The organism is Microbacterium sp. ER1 (assembly GCF_023383675.1).
Lineage (GTDB): Bacteria > Actinomycetota > Actinomycetes > Actinomycetales > Microbacteriaceae > Microbacterium.
In genome coordinates, this window is the sequence record NZ_QCXO01000137.1 from 90,603 (window position 1) to 105,700 (window position 15,098).

Below are 15,098 nucleotides of genomic sequence, written 5' to 3' on the forward strand. Positions count from 1 at the left end.
CCCCGGGTTCACGTCGAGACCCCCGGCTGCAGACGTCTGCAGCCGGGGGTCTCGGCGAATGCCCGGGGTCTCGGCGACACCGGGGCGGGGAGAGTCAGAGGACGCGGGAGAGGAAGTCCTTCGTGCGCTGGTGCTGCGGATTGGCGAGCACCTCGCGGGGGTCGCCCTCCTCGACGATGTGTCCGCCGTCCATGAAGATCAGCCGCGAACCGACCTCGCGCGCGAAGCCCATCTCATGCGTGACGACGAGCATCGTCATGCCCTCGTCGGCCAGCGACCGCATGACCTGCAGCACCTCGCCGACGAGCTCCGGGTCGAGGGCCGACGTCGGCTCGTCGAACAGCATCATGTCGGGGTTCATGCACAGCGCCCGGGCGATGGCCACGCGCTGCTGCTGCCCACCCGAGAGGTGCCCGGGGTACGCGTCGGCCTTCTCCGCGAGACCGACGCGCTCGAGCATGGCGCGGGCGACCTTGTCGGCCTCGGCCTTCGAGCGCTTCTTCACCCGCTGCTGCGCGATCGTGAGGTTGCCGAGCACGCTGAGGTGCGGGAAGAGGTTGAAGCTCTGGAACACCATCCCGATACGGGTGCGCACGCGGTCGATGTCGATGTCGGGATCGGTGATGTCGATGCCCTCGATGAGCACCTTGCCGCCCGTGGGCTCCTCCAGGAGGTTCACCGAGCGGAGCAGCGTCGACTTCCCGGAACCGGACGGGCCGATCACACAGACGACCTCGCCGGCGAGAACCGTCAGGTCGATGCCCTTGAGCACCTCGTTGTCGCCGAAGCTCTTGTGCAGGTCCTGGATCGCGATCGCCGGGGCCTGGACGTCGATCAGGTCGGTGCTCATCGTGTCCTCGCCATCCGACGCTCCAGCCACGCGCTGAAACGCGTGAGCGGGATCGTCACGATCAGGTAGAGGATCGCCGCCATGATGAGCGGCGTTCCGTTGGCGTTCTGCGTACTGGCGTCACGGGCGAAGGTGGTGAGCTCCTTCGACCAGACGAACGTGCCGACGACGAACAGCAGCGACGTGTCCTTCAGCAGCAGCACGAACTCGTTCGTCAGCGGCGGGATGATGATCCGGAAGCCCTGCGGGACCACGATCCAGAAGGTCGTCTTCATGGGCGACATGCCGAGCGAACGCGCCGCCTCGGTCTGTCCCTTCGGCACGGCCTGGAGTCCCGCGCGGATGGTCTCGGCCATGTAGGCCGATGCCACGAGCACGAGCCCGATCAGGCCGAGCACCACGGGACCGCCGAGCTCCTGCGCCCGCACACCGAGCGCGATCGGCACGATGAACCCGATGGCGAAGATCGTGAGCAGGGCGGGGAGTCCGCGGAACAGCTCGATCCAGACGGTCGCGATCCACCGGAACGGACCGATCTCGGACAGCTTCATCAGCGCGAGGATCACGCCGAGGAGCAGGCCGCCCGTGAACGCCACCGCCGTGAACCACAGCGTGTTGACGAGCGCGGTCGTGATGATCCCCGGCAGCATCTTGGCTGCGACCTCGGGGTTGAAGAAGAGCTGCCCGAGCCGGGCCCAGTCGGTGCTGAACGCGATCCAGACGGCGATCGCGATCAGCACCGCATAGACGGTGTACCGGTAAAGCTTCTGCTTGGTGGTGCGCCTCAACGCCATTGTCAAGGTCCTCCCGACCTCCGTGTTCCCCGGCTCAGTTCGCCGTGAAGTACTGGTCGTAGATCTTCTGGTACTCGCCGTTGTCCCTCAGCTCCGCGAGCGCACCGTTCACGGCGTCCAGGAGCTCGTCCTTCTCGCCCTTCGCGAAGGCGAAGCCGTAGGACTCGTCGGTCTCGTAGGTCTCGACGATCTCGTAGGAGGAGTCGGCCTTCTCGTGCTCGAGGTTGACGGGCTGGTCCTGCAGGATCGCGTCGATCTGCCCCGCCTGGATGGCCGGCCACAGCTCGCCGTCGGAGGGGTACTGCACGAGCTGCGCGCCCTTCGCGTTCTCGGTCGCGTACGCCTCGCCCGTGGTGCCCTGCTGCACGCCGACGTTCTTGCCGTCGAGGTCGTCGATGGACTCGATGCCCGAGTCGGTGCGCACGAGCAGCGACTGCAGCGAGTCGTAGTACGGGTCGGAGAAGTCGATGTTGGCCTTGCGCTCGTCGGTGATCGTCATGGCCGAGGCGCCGACGTCGCAGGTGCCGGCGGCGAGGGTCGTCCCCGACTGCAGCGCATCGAAGCCGACGTCCTGCACGGAGAGCTTGAGGTCGAGCTGCTCGGCGATCGCGCCGAGGAGGTCGATGTCGAAGCCCGTGTACTCGCCGTCGTCGCCCTCGAACTCGAACGGCGGGTAGGGGATGTCGGAGCAGACGGTGAGCGTGCCCGCCTCGACGAGGCCGTACTCGTCGCCGGCGGCGGGCTCGCCGCCGCTGCCCGCATCGGAGGAGCCGGTGGCGCATCCGGCGAGCGCGAGGGTGGCGGTGGCCGCGATCGCGAGGCCGGCGAAGAGGTTACGACGGGACATGTCGGCTCCTGGGAGTCGGGGGGCGGGTGAGCCCACGGACGGGTAGGAGTTCATCTAAACATGCGGCTCGTCGCGTGACCAATGACATCCCCTCGCGCCGCATCACGTTTGTGTTTCGGTGCCGCGGGGACGACGCTCGACGCTCAGAGCTCGGCGTCGACCGCCACACGGCCGGAGACGACCGAGCGGATGTACCCGGCGACCTCCTCGTGCGCAGGGTGCACCTGGTACTGCTCGAGGTCGGCGATGGAGTCGAAGTCCGCGACCAGGGTCACGTCCCAGTTCGCGTCGGGGTACACGTCGTTCGCACCGGCCCAGATGCTGCGCAGCTGCGGCACGACGCCGTCGAGGGCGTTGAGCCGACGGGCGACCTCGGCCGCCTGGGCCTGCCGCTCCCCCGCGTCCTCCGCGGCGAGCTTCCAGGTCACGACATGGCGGATGGTCATCGCAGCTCCTTCTGGTCGGCACGGGCCTCCGCGTCGACGGCTTCCTCCAGCGCCTCGCGCAGACGGTCGGGGGACACGCGCCAGTGCGCATGCAGTCGTCCGTCGATGAGGACGACGGGGATCTTCTCCCACCACTGCTCGTACAGGGCGGGGTCGTCCTGGATCGACGCCTCGACGATCTGGATGCGCTCCGCGGCGGCGTCCGGCAGTTCGGCGACGACCGCGTCGACGACCTCGGAGGCCACGGCGCACAGATGGCAGTCGGGCTTGCCGATGAGGGTCAGCGTCGTCACGACGACGGGACCTCCACCTCGCGTCCCTGGGCGATCCACTCGCCGGTGCCGCCCTCGACGTTGGTCGCGTCGTAGCCGCGGGCCTCGAGCGCCTCGACCACGCGGGCCGAGCGGCCGCCGGCCTGGCAGATCACGTCGAACGACTCGGCCGGGAGCTCGTCCAGGCGGTTGCCGATCTCGGACATCGGGATGTTCACGGCGCCGGGGACGTGGCCGGCCTGGAACTCGTGCACCTCCCGGACATCGATGAGGGGCGTGCCGGAGCGCTCGGCGAGTTCGGCGACGGTGATCGACTTCATGACATCCTCTCGGCGGTGCGGAACGGCGCGCAGAGACACAAAGCGCCCGTCCGAAGACAGGCGCTCGGTGTCTGGCCGCTTACTTCTTGTTGCGGCGCTGGTGGCGAGTCTTGCGAAGCAGCTTGCGGTGCTTCTTCTTCGCCATGCGCTTGCGGCGCTTCTTGATGACAGAACCCACGGAAACCTCACTAAGTCAGGGGCTGGGTGTCGCCGGAATCGGACACCCGGGTACGAGCACGAAAAATGCCTCGGATCATCCTAGCAAACTCAGGAGGGTGCCCCGCGCCCCTTCGTCAGCCGGCGTCGGCGATGGGCCGCTGCAGAGCCTCCGCGACGGCGGACTCCGGCACGCGGTAGCTCCGTCCGAATCGGATGGCGGGGAGGTCACCGGCGTGCACGAGCCGGTACACGGTCATCTTGGACACGCGCATGAGCTCGGCGACTTCGGCCACCGTCAGGAATCGGACGTCTGGAACCTCGGGCATCCCACGTACCCCTTTCTCGATGAGCACACTCTATGGGGTCGCTGGGACGCGTGTAAACCCGCGTGGCTGTTGTGATCAGTGGGATGTCGGCACGGTCGCGAACGCCCGGACCGGGAACGTCCCGAACCCGCGGATCGCGGGAGGGGCCGCGGTGAACCGCGCCCCGCGCGCGGGGAGGCGATCCAGAGCGGTGAGGTGCTCGACGACGTGCACGCCCGCCGCGAGGAGGATGCTGTGCGCGGGTCGCTCCCCGCCGCTCTCCGTGTCGTCGATGTTGAGCGCGTCGATGCCGACGAGGCGCACCCCGGCGTCCACGAGGAAGCGCGCCGCGTCCTCGGTGAGGAAGGGCGAGCCGGTGCCGTAGGCGGGCGTGCCGAACAACCGGCTCCAGCCGGTGTCCAGGAGCACCGCGGTGTCGCGGAGCTCACGATCCGCGATCGTCGCCGCCCTGATACCCCGCCGTTCGGGCGTCCACGCGTCGCGGAGGTGGAAGACCTCGGCGGGCAGGTCAACGAGGGTGTCGAGGTTTAGCGACGCCAGGTCGGCCCCGTCCGCATAGCGGTGGAACGGCGCGTCGAGGTAAGTACCCGTGTTGCCGATCATCGTGATCACGTCCATCGCGAACTCCGTCCCCGGCGCATAGCGCTCGCGCGACGCCGCGCGGGTGAGGTGCGGGGTGATGGTCGGCGCCGGCAGCCCGGGATAGGTGACCATGCCTTCCGCGATCGGGTGGCTCAGGTCCACGACCCGTTCGGTGCGGTCTCCACGAGCCGGAGCCGCGACGCCTCGGCTGCCCCGGTGCGGCTCGGCGACGATCCGCAGATCACTGAGCTCGACCTCGCCCACGAGCGCCAGACCGAGATGAGCGATGAGCAGGGCTGCGACCTCGTCCGCGGTCACGTCCTCCCGTGGCAGATCGAGTCGGAACCCCTGCCCCTGCAGCCCGCCGCCGTTGGCGAAGGTGATCGCGAAGTCGAAATGCGCGCGGTACTCGTCCGTCATGCGCCCATCCTGCCGGACCGGAGGACTCAGGCGGATCTCTTCGCCTTGGCGATCCGCTCGCGCGCATCCCGTAGGGCCTGCCGCTCGACCTTGCGCGCGGCGCGAAGGGCCTTCTCCGCCTCACGGCTGGCCTTCTGCGCCTCTTTGAGCCGCTTGTCTCCAGCGAGCTCGGCGACGTCGAGATCGACCCACTCCTCCGCGACGATGTGCCGCTCCCCGCGTTCGAGGCCCGTCATGTACGCGGCGACGCCGTCGAGGGTGCGTTCCACCGCGAAGCGGAACGGGTCGGCCGACGACAGGAAGACGCCCTCTTCGATAGCCCGCCGCAGGGCGGGGAACTCGTCAGCGGTGATGACCCGGTCGAACAGCGAGGCCTCACGGGCCGCGACCTCGTCCGGACTCAGACCGGACGACCGCGACTGCTCGGTGTATCCGGCCTGCACGATCCCGCACCAGCGGGCATGGCCGGTGACGGCGAGTGCGACGGCGATCCGCTCCTCTGCCGTGAGCGGGGTGCCATCGAGGGCGGCGAGGCCGGCATCCAGCCAGGCGGAGCTGTTCGGTGTGATCGGCGAGCCCGAGATCGGCAGCGAGAGCATCCAGGGATGCCGCAGATACACGAGGATCTGCGCCTCGTACAAGGCGAGCAGCCGCTCGCGCCACCCGTCGACCTCAAGGTGGCTCTCCGGCGGCAGGCCCGTCGCCTCCTCCTGCATGAGGAGCAGGAGGTCGTCCTTGGCGGAGACGTACCGGTAGAGCGACATGGGCGTGAATCCCAGACGCGCGGCGACCGCAGCCATCGAGACGGCACCGAGCCCGTCGGCGTCGGCGAGGGCGACCGCCGCCTCCACGATCTTCTCGACGCTCATCTCCCGCTTCGGGCCGCGCTGCGGATCGGCCGCGACACCCCAGGCAAGCGCGATCCCGCGCGGCAGCTCGGGCGGCTCCTTCTCGGTCATGGCTTTCATCCTACTTCTGTTTATTCCTTAAACAGTGTGTTACGGTCATACACGATTGCGTTGAACATACACAGTTTTGGACATACACAGAGGTGAACCCTGATGGACAGAGCCATCGACGTCCACGACCTGCACAAGGCTTTCGGCGCGAAGACCGTCATTCGTGATCTCGACCTCACCGTCGCCCGTGGCGAGGTGTTCGCTCTGCTCGGGCCCAACGGCGCCGGCAAGACGACGACGATCAACATCCTCACCACCCTCACTGCGGCGGATCGAGGCACGGCGCGCGTCGCCGGCTGGGATGTGCGGACTCACCCGCGAGAGGTGCAGCGACGGATCAGCCTCACCGGTCAGTCGGCCGCCGTGGACGACGCCCTCAGCGCGACCGAGAACGTGGTGATGTTCGCCCGTCTGTCCGGGCTCGGTCGTGCCGGCGCGCGGCGTCGCGCCGCGGATCTCATCGATCGCTTCCATCTAGGCGAGGCCGCCGGCCGCGCCGTCCGCACTTACTCCGGCGGCATGCGTCGGCGTCTCGATCTCGCCCTCAGCTTCGTCGTGGCCCCGGAGGTCCTCTTCCTCGACGAGCCGACGACAGGGCTCGACACCCGCAGTCGGCGCGACCTCTGGGACATCATCCGGGTCCTCGCGGACGGCGGCACGACGGTGTTCCTCACGACGCAGTACCTCGAGGAGGCGGATCAGCTCGCCGACCGCATCGCCGTGCTCCACGACGGTCGCATCGCGGCGCTCGGAACGGCCGCGGCGCTGAAGGCCCGGGTCGGCGGCGACACGGTGGAGCTCCGCGACGACCGCGGGGAGCTTCAGCGGGAGATCCCGACCGACGGCTCGGTGAGCGGTCTCCGCCGAGCGCTCGACCTCCTGGACGAGGACGGCGGCGCCGGCACCGTCACGCTCCGTCGCCCCACCCTGGACGACGTCTTCCTCGCCGTCACCGCTCCCGACGCCGCGACCGCAGGCGCCGCGCCCCGGAAGGAGCTCGCATGAACATCGCCCACGCCACTGTGCCCGGAACTTCCGGGCCCGCGGCCGCCCCCGCCCCGCGGCCACCCCTCCGCGGCCTCACCGCCGAGACCGTCCTCGTCGGGCGCAGCCTCCGCCACTCCCTCCGGGACGGCGAGTCCCTCCTCATGGCGATCCTGCTCCCCGTCATGCTGATGCTGATGTTCACGTGGGTGTTCGGCGGGGCCATCGATCCCTCCGGCGCCTACGTCGACTACGTGGTCCCCGGCATCATCCTGACGTGCGCCGGTTTCGGCGCCTCCTCCACCGCCGTGTACGTCGCGAACGACATGCGCACGGGGATCATCGACCGGTTCCGTACCATGCCCCTGCGCGCCGGCGCCGTGCTCACCGGGCATGTCGTCGCCAGTGTCCTCCGCAACCTCGTGGCGACCGCCGTCGTGATCGGCGTCGGGGTACTGGTCGGATTCCGCCCATCGGCCACTCCGCTCGAGTGGGTCGCCCTGGCCGGCATGATCGCGCTCTACATCCTCGCGATCACCTACCTGTTCGCCGCGATCGGGCTCGCCGCCGGCAGCCCCGAAGCAGCGAACGGCTATGGCTTCGTCCTGCTGTTCCTGCCGTACCTCTCCAGTGCCTTCGTCCCCGTCGCGAGCATGCCCGACTGGCTCCAGCCGATCGCCGCCCACCAGCCGATCACGCCCATCGTGGAGACCATCCGCGCTCTCCTGATGGACACCCCGATGCAGGCGGAGGCATGGTGGGCGATCGGCTGGTGCGTGGCGATCCTCCTCGTGGCGGCGCTGTGGGGCGCGTGGCTGTTTCGACGAAAGGCCGGACGACGATGAGCCGACGTCCAGCCCGCGCATAGCCCGCATTGCCCGATCGCTCAGACAGCCCTGCCAGGGTCGGGTGCAGGACCGGTGCCGGCACCTGCCGAGTCCGCGCGGATCTGGGGTCCGCACACCGCCCCCGACGGCATCCCCCCTGCCTTCGGGGGCGGTTCCCCGTCCGGGCGGGGCGCGGGATCAGGCGCCGAGGCGCTTCAGCGCGTTCGTGACCACGTGCTTGGCGGAGGCGGCCGCACGCCCGACGACCTCGGCCGCGTGCGCGGCACCGTCGGGGATCGGGGCGCCCGGATAGGCGATGTCCGGTGCCGCATCGCCGAACGCATCGACGAGGAACGGGACCAGCCAGTCGTCGACGGCCTCCAGCGGCGCGACGGACAGGCTGTAGAAGCGGCGCTGCCCGTCTTCGCGGACGGTGACGAGCTCGGCGTCGCGGAGCACCTTGAGGTGCTTCGAGACGGTGGGCTGACTGATGCCGAGGTCGGCCACGATCTGGCTCACGCTCGTGCCGGACTCGCCTTCGGACGTGCGTCGGAGCAGGAGCTGGAGGATGTCGCGCCTCGTACCGTCTGCGATCACGTCGAAGATGTCCGTCATGTGATCAGGGTAGTGCGCCCCGGCACGGAGTACCATGACGAAGGCTCGGCGAGAGGCGCCGTGCTGCGGCCGTGGAACGGACGGCGCGGAAGAAGGGGGCAGCGATGTCGGGCATCGTTTCGGCGTCGTCTCCCCGCACCGGTCTTCCCGGAGCCGCCGGCCGGGTGAAGCACCTCATCACCTCGTCGCCGTCCCGGTTCGCCATCGCCGTCTTCGCGCTGCTGATCCTCGTGTTCACGGTGCTGTTCTCGCTGCCGATCGCGTCCGCCAGCGGCACGGTGACACCGCTCAGCGACGCGCTCTTCACCGCCGTCTCCACGATCTGCGTGACGGGCCTCGCGACCGTCGACATGGCCAACCACTGGTCGCCGTTCGGGCACGTCGTCGTGTTCATCGGCGTCAACATCGGCGCCCTCGGCGTGCTGACCCTCGCCTCCCTCATGGGGATGCTCATCTCGAAGCGCCTCGGGCTGCGGGCCAAGCTCATGGCGGCCGGCGACACGAACCCGCTCCGCGCGCACGGCGGCGTGGTCAACGAGAGCCAGACCGTGCGCCTCGGCGAGGTGGGCCAGCTGCTCACCACGGTCGCCCTCTCCGCCCTCTTCATCGAAGCGGCCCTCGCGGCCCTCCTGTATCCGGCGCTGGTGATGGCGGGGGTCGACCCGATCGCCGCGCTCTGGGAGGCCCCGTACTTCTCGGCGATGGCGTTCACCAACACCGGCTTCGCCCCGAACGACGGCGGAGTGGCCGTCTTCGCCGACGACTACCTCGTGCTGTCGCTGCTCATGGTCGGCGTGTTCCTCGGGAGCATCGGCTTCCCGGTGATCTACACGCTCGCGAAGCACGTCTGGCACGTCAAGCGCTGGTCGCTGCACTCGAAGCTGACCATCGTCACCACGGTTCTGCTCTTCATCCTCGGCGCGGCCGCCTTCCTCATCCTCGAATACGACAACCCCAAGACCTTCGGCTCGATGGACGCGGCGGACACGACCTTCCAGGCGTTCTTCCTCTCCGCGATGACCCGCTCCGGCGGCTTCAACGTCATCGAGATGGACGACCTCAACGGCTCGTCGCTGCTCGCCGCCAGCATGCTCATGTTCGTCGGCGGCGGGTCCGCGTCGACGGCGGGCGGCATCAAGGTGACCACGCTCGCGGTCCTCGCGATCGCCGTCTGGTCCGAGGCGAAGGGCCGCCAGTCCGTCGAGGCGTTCGGCCGCCGCATCCCCAGCGACGTGCAGCGCGTCGCCCTCAGCGTCGTCGCCTGGGGCGCCACCATCGTCGCGCTGTCGACCATCGTGATCGCGCAGATCACCAAGGCCGACATCAGCCATGTGCTCTTCGACGTCATCTCCGCGTTCGGCACGGTCGGGCTCTCGACGGGTCTCACCGGGGAGCTTCCGGATTCCGCCTCGTACGTCATGGCCGCGACGATCTTCATGGGCCGCGTTGGTACAGTGACTCTCGCTGCGGCAGTCGCCGCGACATCGCGCACGCAGTACTACTCACTGCCCGTGGAAAGGCCGATCGTTGGTTGAAGTCCTTCGGGGGGACGCTCCCGTCCTCGTCATCGGTCTCGGCCGGTTCGGCGCCGCCTGCGCCGGCGAGCTCGACCGCCTCGACCGCGAGGTGCTCGCGATCGACGACAACCTCGAGCTCGTGCAGAAGTGGTCGGACCGCGTCACGCACACCGTGCAGGCCGACGCCCGGAACATCGACGCCCTCCGCCAGATCGGCGCCCAGGACTTCCAGGTCGCGGTCGTCGCCGTCGGCTCCTCGATCGAGGCGTCCGTGCTCATCACGGCCAACCTCGTCGACCTCAAGGTGCCGCAGATCTGGGCGAAGGCGGTCTCCCAGTCGCACGGCAAGATCCTGGCCCGCGTCGGCGCCAACCACGTCATCTACCCCGAGCGTGAGGCCGGCGAGCGCGTGGCCCACCTGGTGAGCGGGCGCATGCTCGACTTCATCCGCTTCGACGACGACTTCGTCCTGGCCAAGATGTACCCGCCGAAGTTCATCCGCGGCGTCGGCCTGAACGAGTCCGGTGTGCGCTCGAAGTACAAGGTCACCGTCGTCGGCGTGAAGAGCCCGGGCAAGCCGTTCCGCTACGCGGAGGCCAACACGATCGTGACCAACCACGACCTCATCATCGTCTCCGGGACGAACAGCGACATCGAGCGCTTCGCCGCCCTCGACCGCTGAGCCGGGTCCTCCCCGCGGCGGATGCGCCGGTCGCGGCAGGCGTGGTGGGATGGGGGCATGAGCGATCACGCCCCCGCACCGCCCGTCCTCGCCCTCCGCGGGCTCCGCAAGCAGTTCGGCCAGAAGGTCGCCGTCGACGCGCTGTCGCTGGACGTCCCCGCGGGCTCGATGCTGGGGCTGCTCGGCCCGAACGGTGCCGGCAAGACGACGACGCTCGCGATGACCACCGGGCTCCTGCGCCCGGACGCCGGGACGGCCTGGGTGCTCGGCGCCGACGTCTGGCAGGACCCTGCCGCCGCGAAGGCGCGGATGGGCGTGCTCCCCGACGGCATCCGGATGCTCGACCGGCTCAGCGGCGCCGAGCTGCTGCGGTACACCGGCCTACTGCGCGGGATGCCGGAGGCAGAGGTCGTCTCCCGCTCCGGCGAGCTCCTCGACGCCCTCGGCCTGACGGAGGCGGGCGATACCCTCGTCGTCGACTACTCGGCCGGCATGAAGAAGAAGATCGGCCTGGCCTGCGCGCTCATCCACGCGCCCCGGCTGCTGATCCTCGACGAACCCCTCGAAGCCGTCGACCCGGTCTCCGGCCAGACGATCCGGCAGATCCTCCGCTCCTTCGTGGATGGCGGCGGCACGGTCGTCCTCTCCAGCCACGTCATGGAGCTCGTCGAGTCGCTGTGCGACCGCGTCGCCATCGTCGCCGAGGGGCGTCTGCTCGCCCACGGCGCCCTCGACGAGGTGCGGGCCGGGCTCACGCTGCAGGAGCGCTTCCTCACCCTCGTGGGCGCGCACGACCTCGGAACGGAGACGCTCGCGTGGTTGCGCTCCTCGTAGGCCTGCGGCTGCGACAGCTCGGACATCAGCTCAGGCGCAACCCCTGGATGATCGTGACCCTCGTGATCGTGGGTCTCATCGCGCTGAGCATGCTGGGGCTGCTGACCGTGGGGCTGATCGCCCTGCGGGTGGGCGCCCCGGACGCCGCCGTGACCGCGATGGTGCTCACCGGCGCGATCATCGTGCTCGGGTGGTGGATCGGGTCGATCCTCGTCAGCGCGGACGACTCGCTGGCCCCCGAGCGCTTCGCCCTGCTCCCGGTGACCGCCCGGGTTCTGCTCCCCGGACTGGTCGTGGCGGGGATGACGACGATCGGCGGCATCGGCACCGCCGTGGCCCTGCTGCTGATGCTCGTGGGATGGTCGGTCAGCGTTCCGGCCCTCCTCGTCGCGGTGCTCATGGTCCCCGTGGCCCTCGCGACCTGCGTCCTCGGCGCCCGCGTCGTCAGTGGGCTGCTCGCGGGATGGCTCGCCCGTCGGCGGACGCGCGACCTCGTCCTCACCCTCGGCGTGGTGCTGCTGGCCTCCTCCGGCCTCCTCCTCAACATCGGGCTGCAGGCGCTGTCGACCGTGCGCGACGTCGGTGGCGCCTTCACCGCGGTCGCCGAGATCGCCGCGTGGACGCCGGTCGCCGCCGTGTTCGGCGTCCCCGCCGCGGTGGCACAGGGCGACGTCGTCACCGCCGTCCTGCGGCTGCTCATCGCCGCCGCCACCCTTGTCGTCTTCTGGGTCGCCGCGCGCCGGATGCTCGCTGCGCGCCTCGTCGCCCCCCTGCAGTCGAGCGGGGGCGGACGCGTGCGCTCGGGAGGCGTGCTCGACCGTCTTCTTCCCGCCGGGCCCGTCGGCGCCATCGCGGGACGGACGCTCCTCTACTTCCGTCGCGACCCGCGTCAGGTCGTCAACATCGTGATGCTGCTGCTGCTCCCCGCGATCTTCCTCGGACTCGCGCTCATGAACGGACTGCAGCAGGACAGTACCGGCTTCGCGCCCGCGATCACCCTCATCCCCGCGATCAACGCCCTCCTCGCCGGCAGCATCGTGCAGATGGCGATCGCCTACGACAACGACGCCGTCGCGCTGCACATCCTCACCGGCGTGAGCGGGACGGCCGACCGCGTCGGACGCCTGCTCGGGTTCGCGCTGGTGGCGGTGCCGATCACGATCCTCCTGTGCGTCGTGACCTGTCTGCTGGCCGGGCGTCCGGATCTGCTACCGGGCAGCCTGGGCGCTGCTCTCGGACTCATGGCGGTGTCGGCGGGCGCGGGCTCCTGGGTGGGCGCGTTCCTGCCGGGGCGAGCTCCGGCGCCGGAGGCCAACCCGTTCGGACGCGGCTCCTCCGGGGGCGCGCAGTCCTTCCTCGCGATGCTCATCATGTCGCCGATCACCCTGCTGCTCGGCGGCCCCGCCCTCGGCTTCGCGATCGCGTCGATCTGGATCCCGCCCCTGGGCTGGGCGAGCCTCGCAGCCGCCGTCGTCCTCGGTGGGGTCGCGCTGTGGGGCGGCACGGTGCTCGGCGGTCGCACCCTGCAGCGGCGCTGGCCCGAGGTGCTCGCCGAGGTCGCCAGCGAGGCCTAGCCGCACCTCGCCGCAACAGGCACTCGCGCGCGTTCAGGCTCCAGGGGTGCTGGCTGCCTGAACTCGCGTGATCGCCTGTTCCCGCGAGGTCGCCTGCTCCCGCGACACCTCGCCGCAACAGGCACTCGCGCGCGTTCAGGCTCCAGGGGCGCTGGCTGCCTGAACTCGCGTGATCGCCTGTTCTCGCGAGGTGGAGGCGCGCGAGAACACGCGAGGTCAGGCGCCGGCGGCGAGCTCCTTTGCGCGAGCGAGGGCGGCGGCGGCAGCGGCGGCGAAGGTGTCGGACAGATGCGCGTCCTGGAGCACGGCGACGGCGCGCTCCGTCGTCCCCTTCGGGCTCGTCACCCGGCGGCGCAGCTCGGCGGGGTCCTCCCCCGTCGAATCCAGCAGCGCGGTTGCACCGATGAAGGTCTGCTCGGCCAGCAGCCGGGCGTCCGCGTCGGCGAAGCCCATCTCCCGCGCGGCCGCGGTGAACTCCTCGATGAGGAGGAACACGTAGGCGGGACCGGAGCCCGAGATCGTCGAGAGCGCATCGATCTGCGACTCGGGGACCTCCACCACCGCCCCCACCGTCTCGAACAGACGACGCACGAGCGCGAGGTCGTCGGGGGTCGCCGCGGCACCGGCCGCGAGGCCCGTGACGCCCTTGCGGATCGTCGACGGGGTGTTCGGCATCGAGCGGATGACGCGGGCCTCCGGGCCGAGGACATCCGCGAAGGTCTGCAGCGTGACCCCCGCGGCGAGGCTCACCACGACGGTCTCCGGGCTGAGGTGCGGCGCGATCTCGCGGAGCAGGTCGGGGACCATCGCCGGCTTCACCCCGACCAGGACCACCCGTGCGCCGGCCACGGCGTCGGCATTGCCCTCCGGCCGCTCGGACAGCGCGATGCTGGTGACGCCGTCGAGGCCCGCGAACGCCTCCGCCTTCTCCGGCGTGCGGTTCGTCGCGGTGATCCCTCCGTCCACCGGGACGCCAGAGGCGAGCACGCCGCGGAGGATCGCTCCCCCCATGGATCCGGCACCGAGGAACGCGAGGGACGGGAGCGCATCAGCCATGTCGTCATCCTACGGCGGGCGCTCCTGTGCCGCTCGGACTCCCGTCCTAGACTCGTCGCATGAGTGCATCCGGAGGCAGCAAGGCCATCGTCGCGGCGTTCCTGGCGAACCTGGGCATCGCTCTCGCGAAGTTCCTCGCGTGGGCCCTCTCCGGCTCGGCCTCGATGCTCGCCGAGGCGATCCACTCCGTCGCCGACTCGGGGAACCAGCTCCTGCTGATGCTCGGCGGCCGCAAGGCGAAGCGTCACGCGGACCGCGCGCACCCGTTCGGCTACGGCCGCGAGCGCTACGTCTACGCGTTCGTCGTGTCGATCATCCTCTTCTCCGTCGGCGGGCTCTTCGCGATCTACGAGGGCGTGGAGAAGCTCACCCACCCGCATGAGATCGACCACACCTGGTGGTGGCTCCCGCTCGTCGTGCTGTTCATCGCGATCGGGCTGGAGTCGTTCTCCCTGCGCACCGCCGTGCGCGAGAGCAACATCGTCCGCGAGAAGGGCCAGTCCTGGTTCTCCTTCGTCCGGCGGTCCAAGGCGCCGGAGCTCCCCGTGGTCCTCCTCGAAGACGTCGGCGCCCTCACCGGCCTCACCTTCGCCCTGCTCGGCGTCGGCCTCACGCTCCTCACCGGCAACCCCGTCTTCGACGCCCTGGGCACGGTGATGATCGGCGTCCTGCTCGTGCTCATCGCGATCGTGCTGGGTGTGGAGACCAAGAGCCTGCTCGTCGGCGAGGGCGCGACCCCCGCCGATTACGACCGCATCGTGGACGCGATCAACGACGGTCCGGAGATCGAGAAGATCATCCACATGAAGACCCTCTACCTCGGGCCGGACGAGCTGATGGTCGCCGCGAAGATCGCCCTCAACGCCGACAAGCCGCTGCGCGAGGTCGCGGACGACATCGACGAGATCGAGGCCCGCATCCGCGCCGCCGTGCCGGTCGCCCGGGTCGTCTACATCGAACCGGACGTCTACCGTCCCGCGATCGATCCGGAGCCCTCGACGGACGTGTTCGTCCTCAAATCCTCGGACTGAGCG

General features: G+C 69.9%; 19 protein-coding genes. 7 read left to right on the forward strand and 12 right to left on the reverse strand.

What is annotated here, in order from left to right:
* Positions 1 to 94: 94 nt before the first annotated feature.
* The 10 genes from BV453_RS12290 to BV453_RS12335 all read right to left on the reverse strand — a co-directional run bounded on the left by BV453_RS12290 (position 95) and on the right by BV453_RS12335 (position 5,975).
* Complete coding sequence (locus tag BV453_RS12290; protein WP_025104457.1) at positions 95 to 850, reverse strand: amino acid ABC transporter ATP-binding protein; 756 nt, start codon at positions 848 to 850, stop codon at positions 95 to 97.
* Positions 847 to 1,644 carry an amino acid ABC transporter permease gene (locus BV453_RS12295; protein WP_025104458.1) on the reverse strand — a complete coding sequence of 266 codons (798 nt, stop codon included), beginning with the start codon at positions 1,642 to 1,644 and terminating at the stop codon, positions 847 to 849. The genes BV453_RS12290 and BV453_RS12295 overlap by 4 nt, the downstream gene beginning before the upstream one ends.
* 34 nt (positions 1,645 to 1,678) lie before the next feature.
* Entirely contained in the window at positions 1,679 to 2,491 is an 813-nt protein-coding gene (locus tag BV453_RS12300; RefSeq protein WP_025104459.1) for a basic amino acid ABC transporter substrate-binding protein, read from the reverse strand.
* A gap of 143 nt (positions 2,492 to 2,634) precedes the next feature.
* Positions 2,635 to 2,937 carry a Dabb family protein gene (locus BV453_RS12305; protein WP_249521723.1) on the reverse strand — a complete coding sequence of 101 codons (303 nt, stop codon included), beginning with the start codon at positions 2,935 to 2,937 and terminating at the stop codon, positions 2,635 to 2,637.
* Positions 2,934 to 3,230, reverse strand: a complete 297-nt coding sequence (locus tag BV453_RS12310; RefSeq protein WP_025104461.1) for a glutaredoxin family protein — start codon at positions 3,228 to 3,230, stop codon at positions 2,934 to 2,936. The genes BV453_RS12305 and BV453_RS12310 overlap by 4 nt, the downstream gene beginning before the upstream one ends.
* Positions 3,227 to 3,529 (reverse strand): rhodanese-like domain-containing protein, encoded by a 303-nt coding sequence (locus BV453_RS12315; protein ID WP_025104462.1) that lies wholly within the window; start codon positions 3,527 to 3,529, stop codon positions 3,227 to 3,229. Before BV453_RS12315 ends, BV453_RS12310 begins: the two co-directional genes overlap by 4 nt.
* Before the next feature lie 79 nt (positions 3,530 to 3,608).
* Positions 3,609 to 3,707, reverse strand: a complete 99-nt coding sequence (locus BV453_RS12320) for a 30S ribosomal protein bS22 (RefSeq protein WP_003792170.1) — start codon at positions 3,705 to 3,707, stop codon at positions 3,609 to 3,611.
* Between the two features lie 115 nt (positions 3,708 to 3,822).
* Positions 3,823 to 4,014: a helix-turn-helix domain-containing protein gene (locus tag BV453_RS12325; protein ID WP_025104463.1), complete on the reverse strand. Its 192-nt coding sequence runs from the start codon at positions 4,012 to 4,014 to the stop codon at positions 3,823 to 3,825.
* Between the two features lie 75 nt (positions 4,015 to 4,089).
* Positions 4,090 to 5,016: a cyclase family protein gene (locus tag BV453_RS12330; protein WP_085603836.1), complete on the reverse strand. Its 927-nt coding sequence runs from the start codon at positions 5,014 to 5,016 to the stop codon at positions 4,090 to 4,092.
* A gap of 26 nt (positions 5,017 to 5,042) precedes the next feature.
* Positions 5,043 to 5,975, reverse strand: a complete 933-nt coding sequence (locus BV453_RS12335) for a TetR/AcrR family transcriptional regulator (protein ID WP_249521724.1) — start codon at positions 5,973 to 5,975, stop codon at positions 5,043 to 5,045.
* A gap of 102 nt (positions 5,976 to 6,077) precedes the next feature.
* Here BV453_RS12335 and BV453_RS12340 point away from each other — a divergent pair, with 102 nt between their 5' ends.
* Together BV453_RS12340 and BV453_RS12345 are read left to right on the forward strand one after the other, a co-directional pair.
* Entirely contained in the window at positions 6,078 to 6,980 is a 903-nt protein-coding gene (locus BV453_RS12340) for an ATP-binding cassette domain-containing protein (RefSeq protein ID WP_025104466.1), read from the forward strand.
* Positions 6,977 to 7,804: an ABC transporter permease gene (locus tag BV453_RS12345; protein WP_025104467.1), complete on the forward strand. Its 828-nt coding sequence runs from the start codon at positions 6,977 to 6,979 to the stop codon at positions 7,802 to 7,804. Before BV453_RS12340 ends, BV453_RS12345 begins: the two co-directional genes overlap by 4 nt.
* A gap of 180 nt (positions 7,805 to 7,984) precedes the next feature.
* On the opposite strand, the gene BV453_RS12350 is transcribed toward BV453_RS12345, so the two are convergent.
* Positions 7,985 to 8,401 (reverse strand): helix-turn-helix transcriptional regulator, encoded by a 417-nt coding sequence (locus tag BV453_RS12350; RefSeq protein ID WP_025104468.1) that lies wholly within the window; start codon positions 8,399 to 8,401, stop codon positions 7,985 to 7,987.
* Positions 8,402 to 8,505: 104 nt separating this feature from the next.
* On the opposite strand from BV453_RS12350, the gene BV453_RS12355 reads away from it, so the two are divergent.
* The 4 genes from BV453_RS12355 to BV453_RS12370 are packed head-to-tail and all read left to right on the forward strand — an operon-like array spanning position 8,506 to position 13,008.
* Positions 8,506 to 9,936, forward strand: coding sequence for a TrkH family potassium uptake protein (locus BV453_RS12355; RefSeq protein ID WP_025104469.1), 1,431 nt, complete (start codon positions 8,506 to 8,508; stop codon positions 9,934 to 9,936).
* Positions 9,929 to 10,600 carry a TrkA family potassium uptake protein gene (locus BV453_RS12360; RefSeq protein WP_025104470.1) on the forward strand — a complete coding sequence of 224 codons (672 nt, stop codon included), beginning with the start codon at positions 9,929 to 9,931 and terminating at the stop codon, positions 10,598 to 10,600. The genes BV453_RS12355 and BV453_RS12360 overlap by 8 nt, the downstream gene beginning before the upstream one ends.
* 57 nt (positions 10,601 to 10,657) lie before the next feature.
* On the forward strand, positions 10,658 to 11,434 hold the full coding sequence (locus BV453_RS12365) for an ABC transporter ATP-binding protein (protein WP_025104471.1): 777 nt from the start codon (positions 10,658 to 10,660) through the stop codon (positions 11,432 to 11,434).
* Positions 11,416 to 13,008, forward strand: coding sequence for a hypothetical protein (locus BV453_RS12370; RefSeq protein WP_249521725.1), 1,593 nt, complete (start codon positions 11,416 to 11,418; stop codon positions 13,006 to 13,008). Before BV453_RS12365 ends, BV453_RS12370 begins: the two co-directional genes overlap by 19 nt.
* Positions 13,009 to 13,224: 216 nt before the next feature.
* Here BV453_RS12370 and proC read toward each other — a convergent pair whose 3' ends face one another.
* Complete coding sequence (gene proC / locus BV453_RS12375) at positions 13,225 to 14,064, reverse strand: pyrroline-5-carboxylate reductase (protein ID WP_249521726.1); 840 nt, start codon at positions 14,062 to 14,064, stop codon at positions 13,225 to 13,227.
* Positions 14,065 to 14,123: 59 nt separating this feature from the next.
* Between proC and BV453_RS12380 the strand changes: the two genes are divergently transcribed.
* Entirely contained in the window at positions 14,124 to 15,095 is a 972-nt protein-coding gene (locus tag BV453_RS12380; RefSeq protein WP_249521727.1) for a cation diffusion facilitator family transporter, read from the forward strand.
* The last annotated feature ends 3 nt before the right edge of the window (positions 15,096 to 15,098 follow it).

Coding starts and splice junctions, on each gene's coding strand:
- BV453_RS12300 (WP_025104459.1), bottom strand. CDS start 2,491: ATGTCCCGTCGTAACCTCTTCGCCGGCCTCGCGATCGCGGCCACCGCC.
- BV453_RS12345 (WP_025104467.1), top strand. CDS start 6,977: ATGAACATCGCCCACGCCACTGTGCCCGGAACTTCCGGGCCCGCGGCC.
- BV453_RS12380 (WP_249521727.1), top strand. CDS start 14,124: ATGAGTGCATCCGGAGGCAGCAAGGCCATCGTCGCGGCGTTCCTGGCG.
- BV453_RS12295 (WP_025104458.1), bottom strand. CDS start 1,644: ATGGCGTTGAGGCGCACCACCAAGCAGAAGCTTTACCGGTACACCGTC.
- BV453_RS12365 (WP_025104471.1), top strand. CDS start 10,658: ATGAGCGATCACGCCCCCGCACCGCCCGTCCTCGCCCTCCGCGGGCTC.
- BV453_RS12335 (WP_249521724.1), bottom strand. CDS start 5,975: ATGACCGAGAAGGAGCCGCCCGAGCTGCCGCGCGGGATCGCGCTTGCC.
- BV453_RS12355 (WP_025104469.1), top strand. CDS start 8,506: ATGTCGGGCATCGTTTCGGCGTCGTCTCCCCGCACCGGTCTTCCCGGA.
- BV453_RS12330 (WP_085603836.1), bottom strand. CDS start 5,016: ATGACGGACGAGTACCGCGCGCATTTCGACTTCGCGATCACCTTCGCC.
- BV453_RS12325 (WP_025104463.1), bottom strand. CDS start 4,014: ATGCCCGAGGTTCCAGACGTCCGATTCCTGACGGTGGCCGAAGTCGCC.
- BV453_RS12290 (WP_025104457.1), bottom strand. CDS start 850: ATGAGCACCGACCTGATCGACGTCCAGGCCCCGGCGATCGCGATCCAG.
- BV453_RS12315 (WP_025104462.1), bottom strand. CDS start 3,529: ATGAAGTCGATCACCGTCGCCGAACTCGCCGAGCGCTCCGGCACGCCC.
- BV453_RS12340 (WP_025104466.1), top strand. CDS start 6,078: ATGGACAGAGCCATCGACGTCCACGACCTGCACAAGGCTTTCGGCGCG.
- BV453_RS12305 (WP_249521723.1), bottom strand. CDS start 2,937: ATGACCATCCGCCATGTCGTGACCTGGAAGCTCGCCGCGGAGGACGCG.
- proC (WP_249521726.1), bottom strand. CDS start 14,064: ATGGCTGATGCGCTCCCGTCCCTCGCGTTCCTCGGTGCCGGATCCATG.
- BV453_RS12350 (WP_025104468.1), bottom strand. CDS start 8,401: ATGACGGACATCTTCGACGTGATCGCAGACGGTACGAGGCGCGACATC.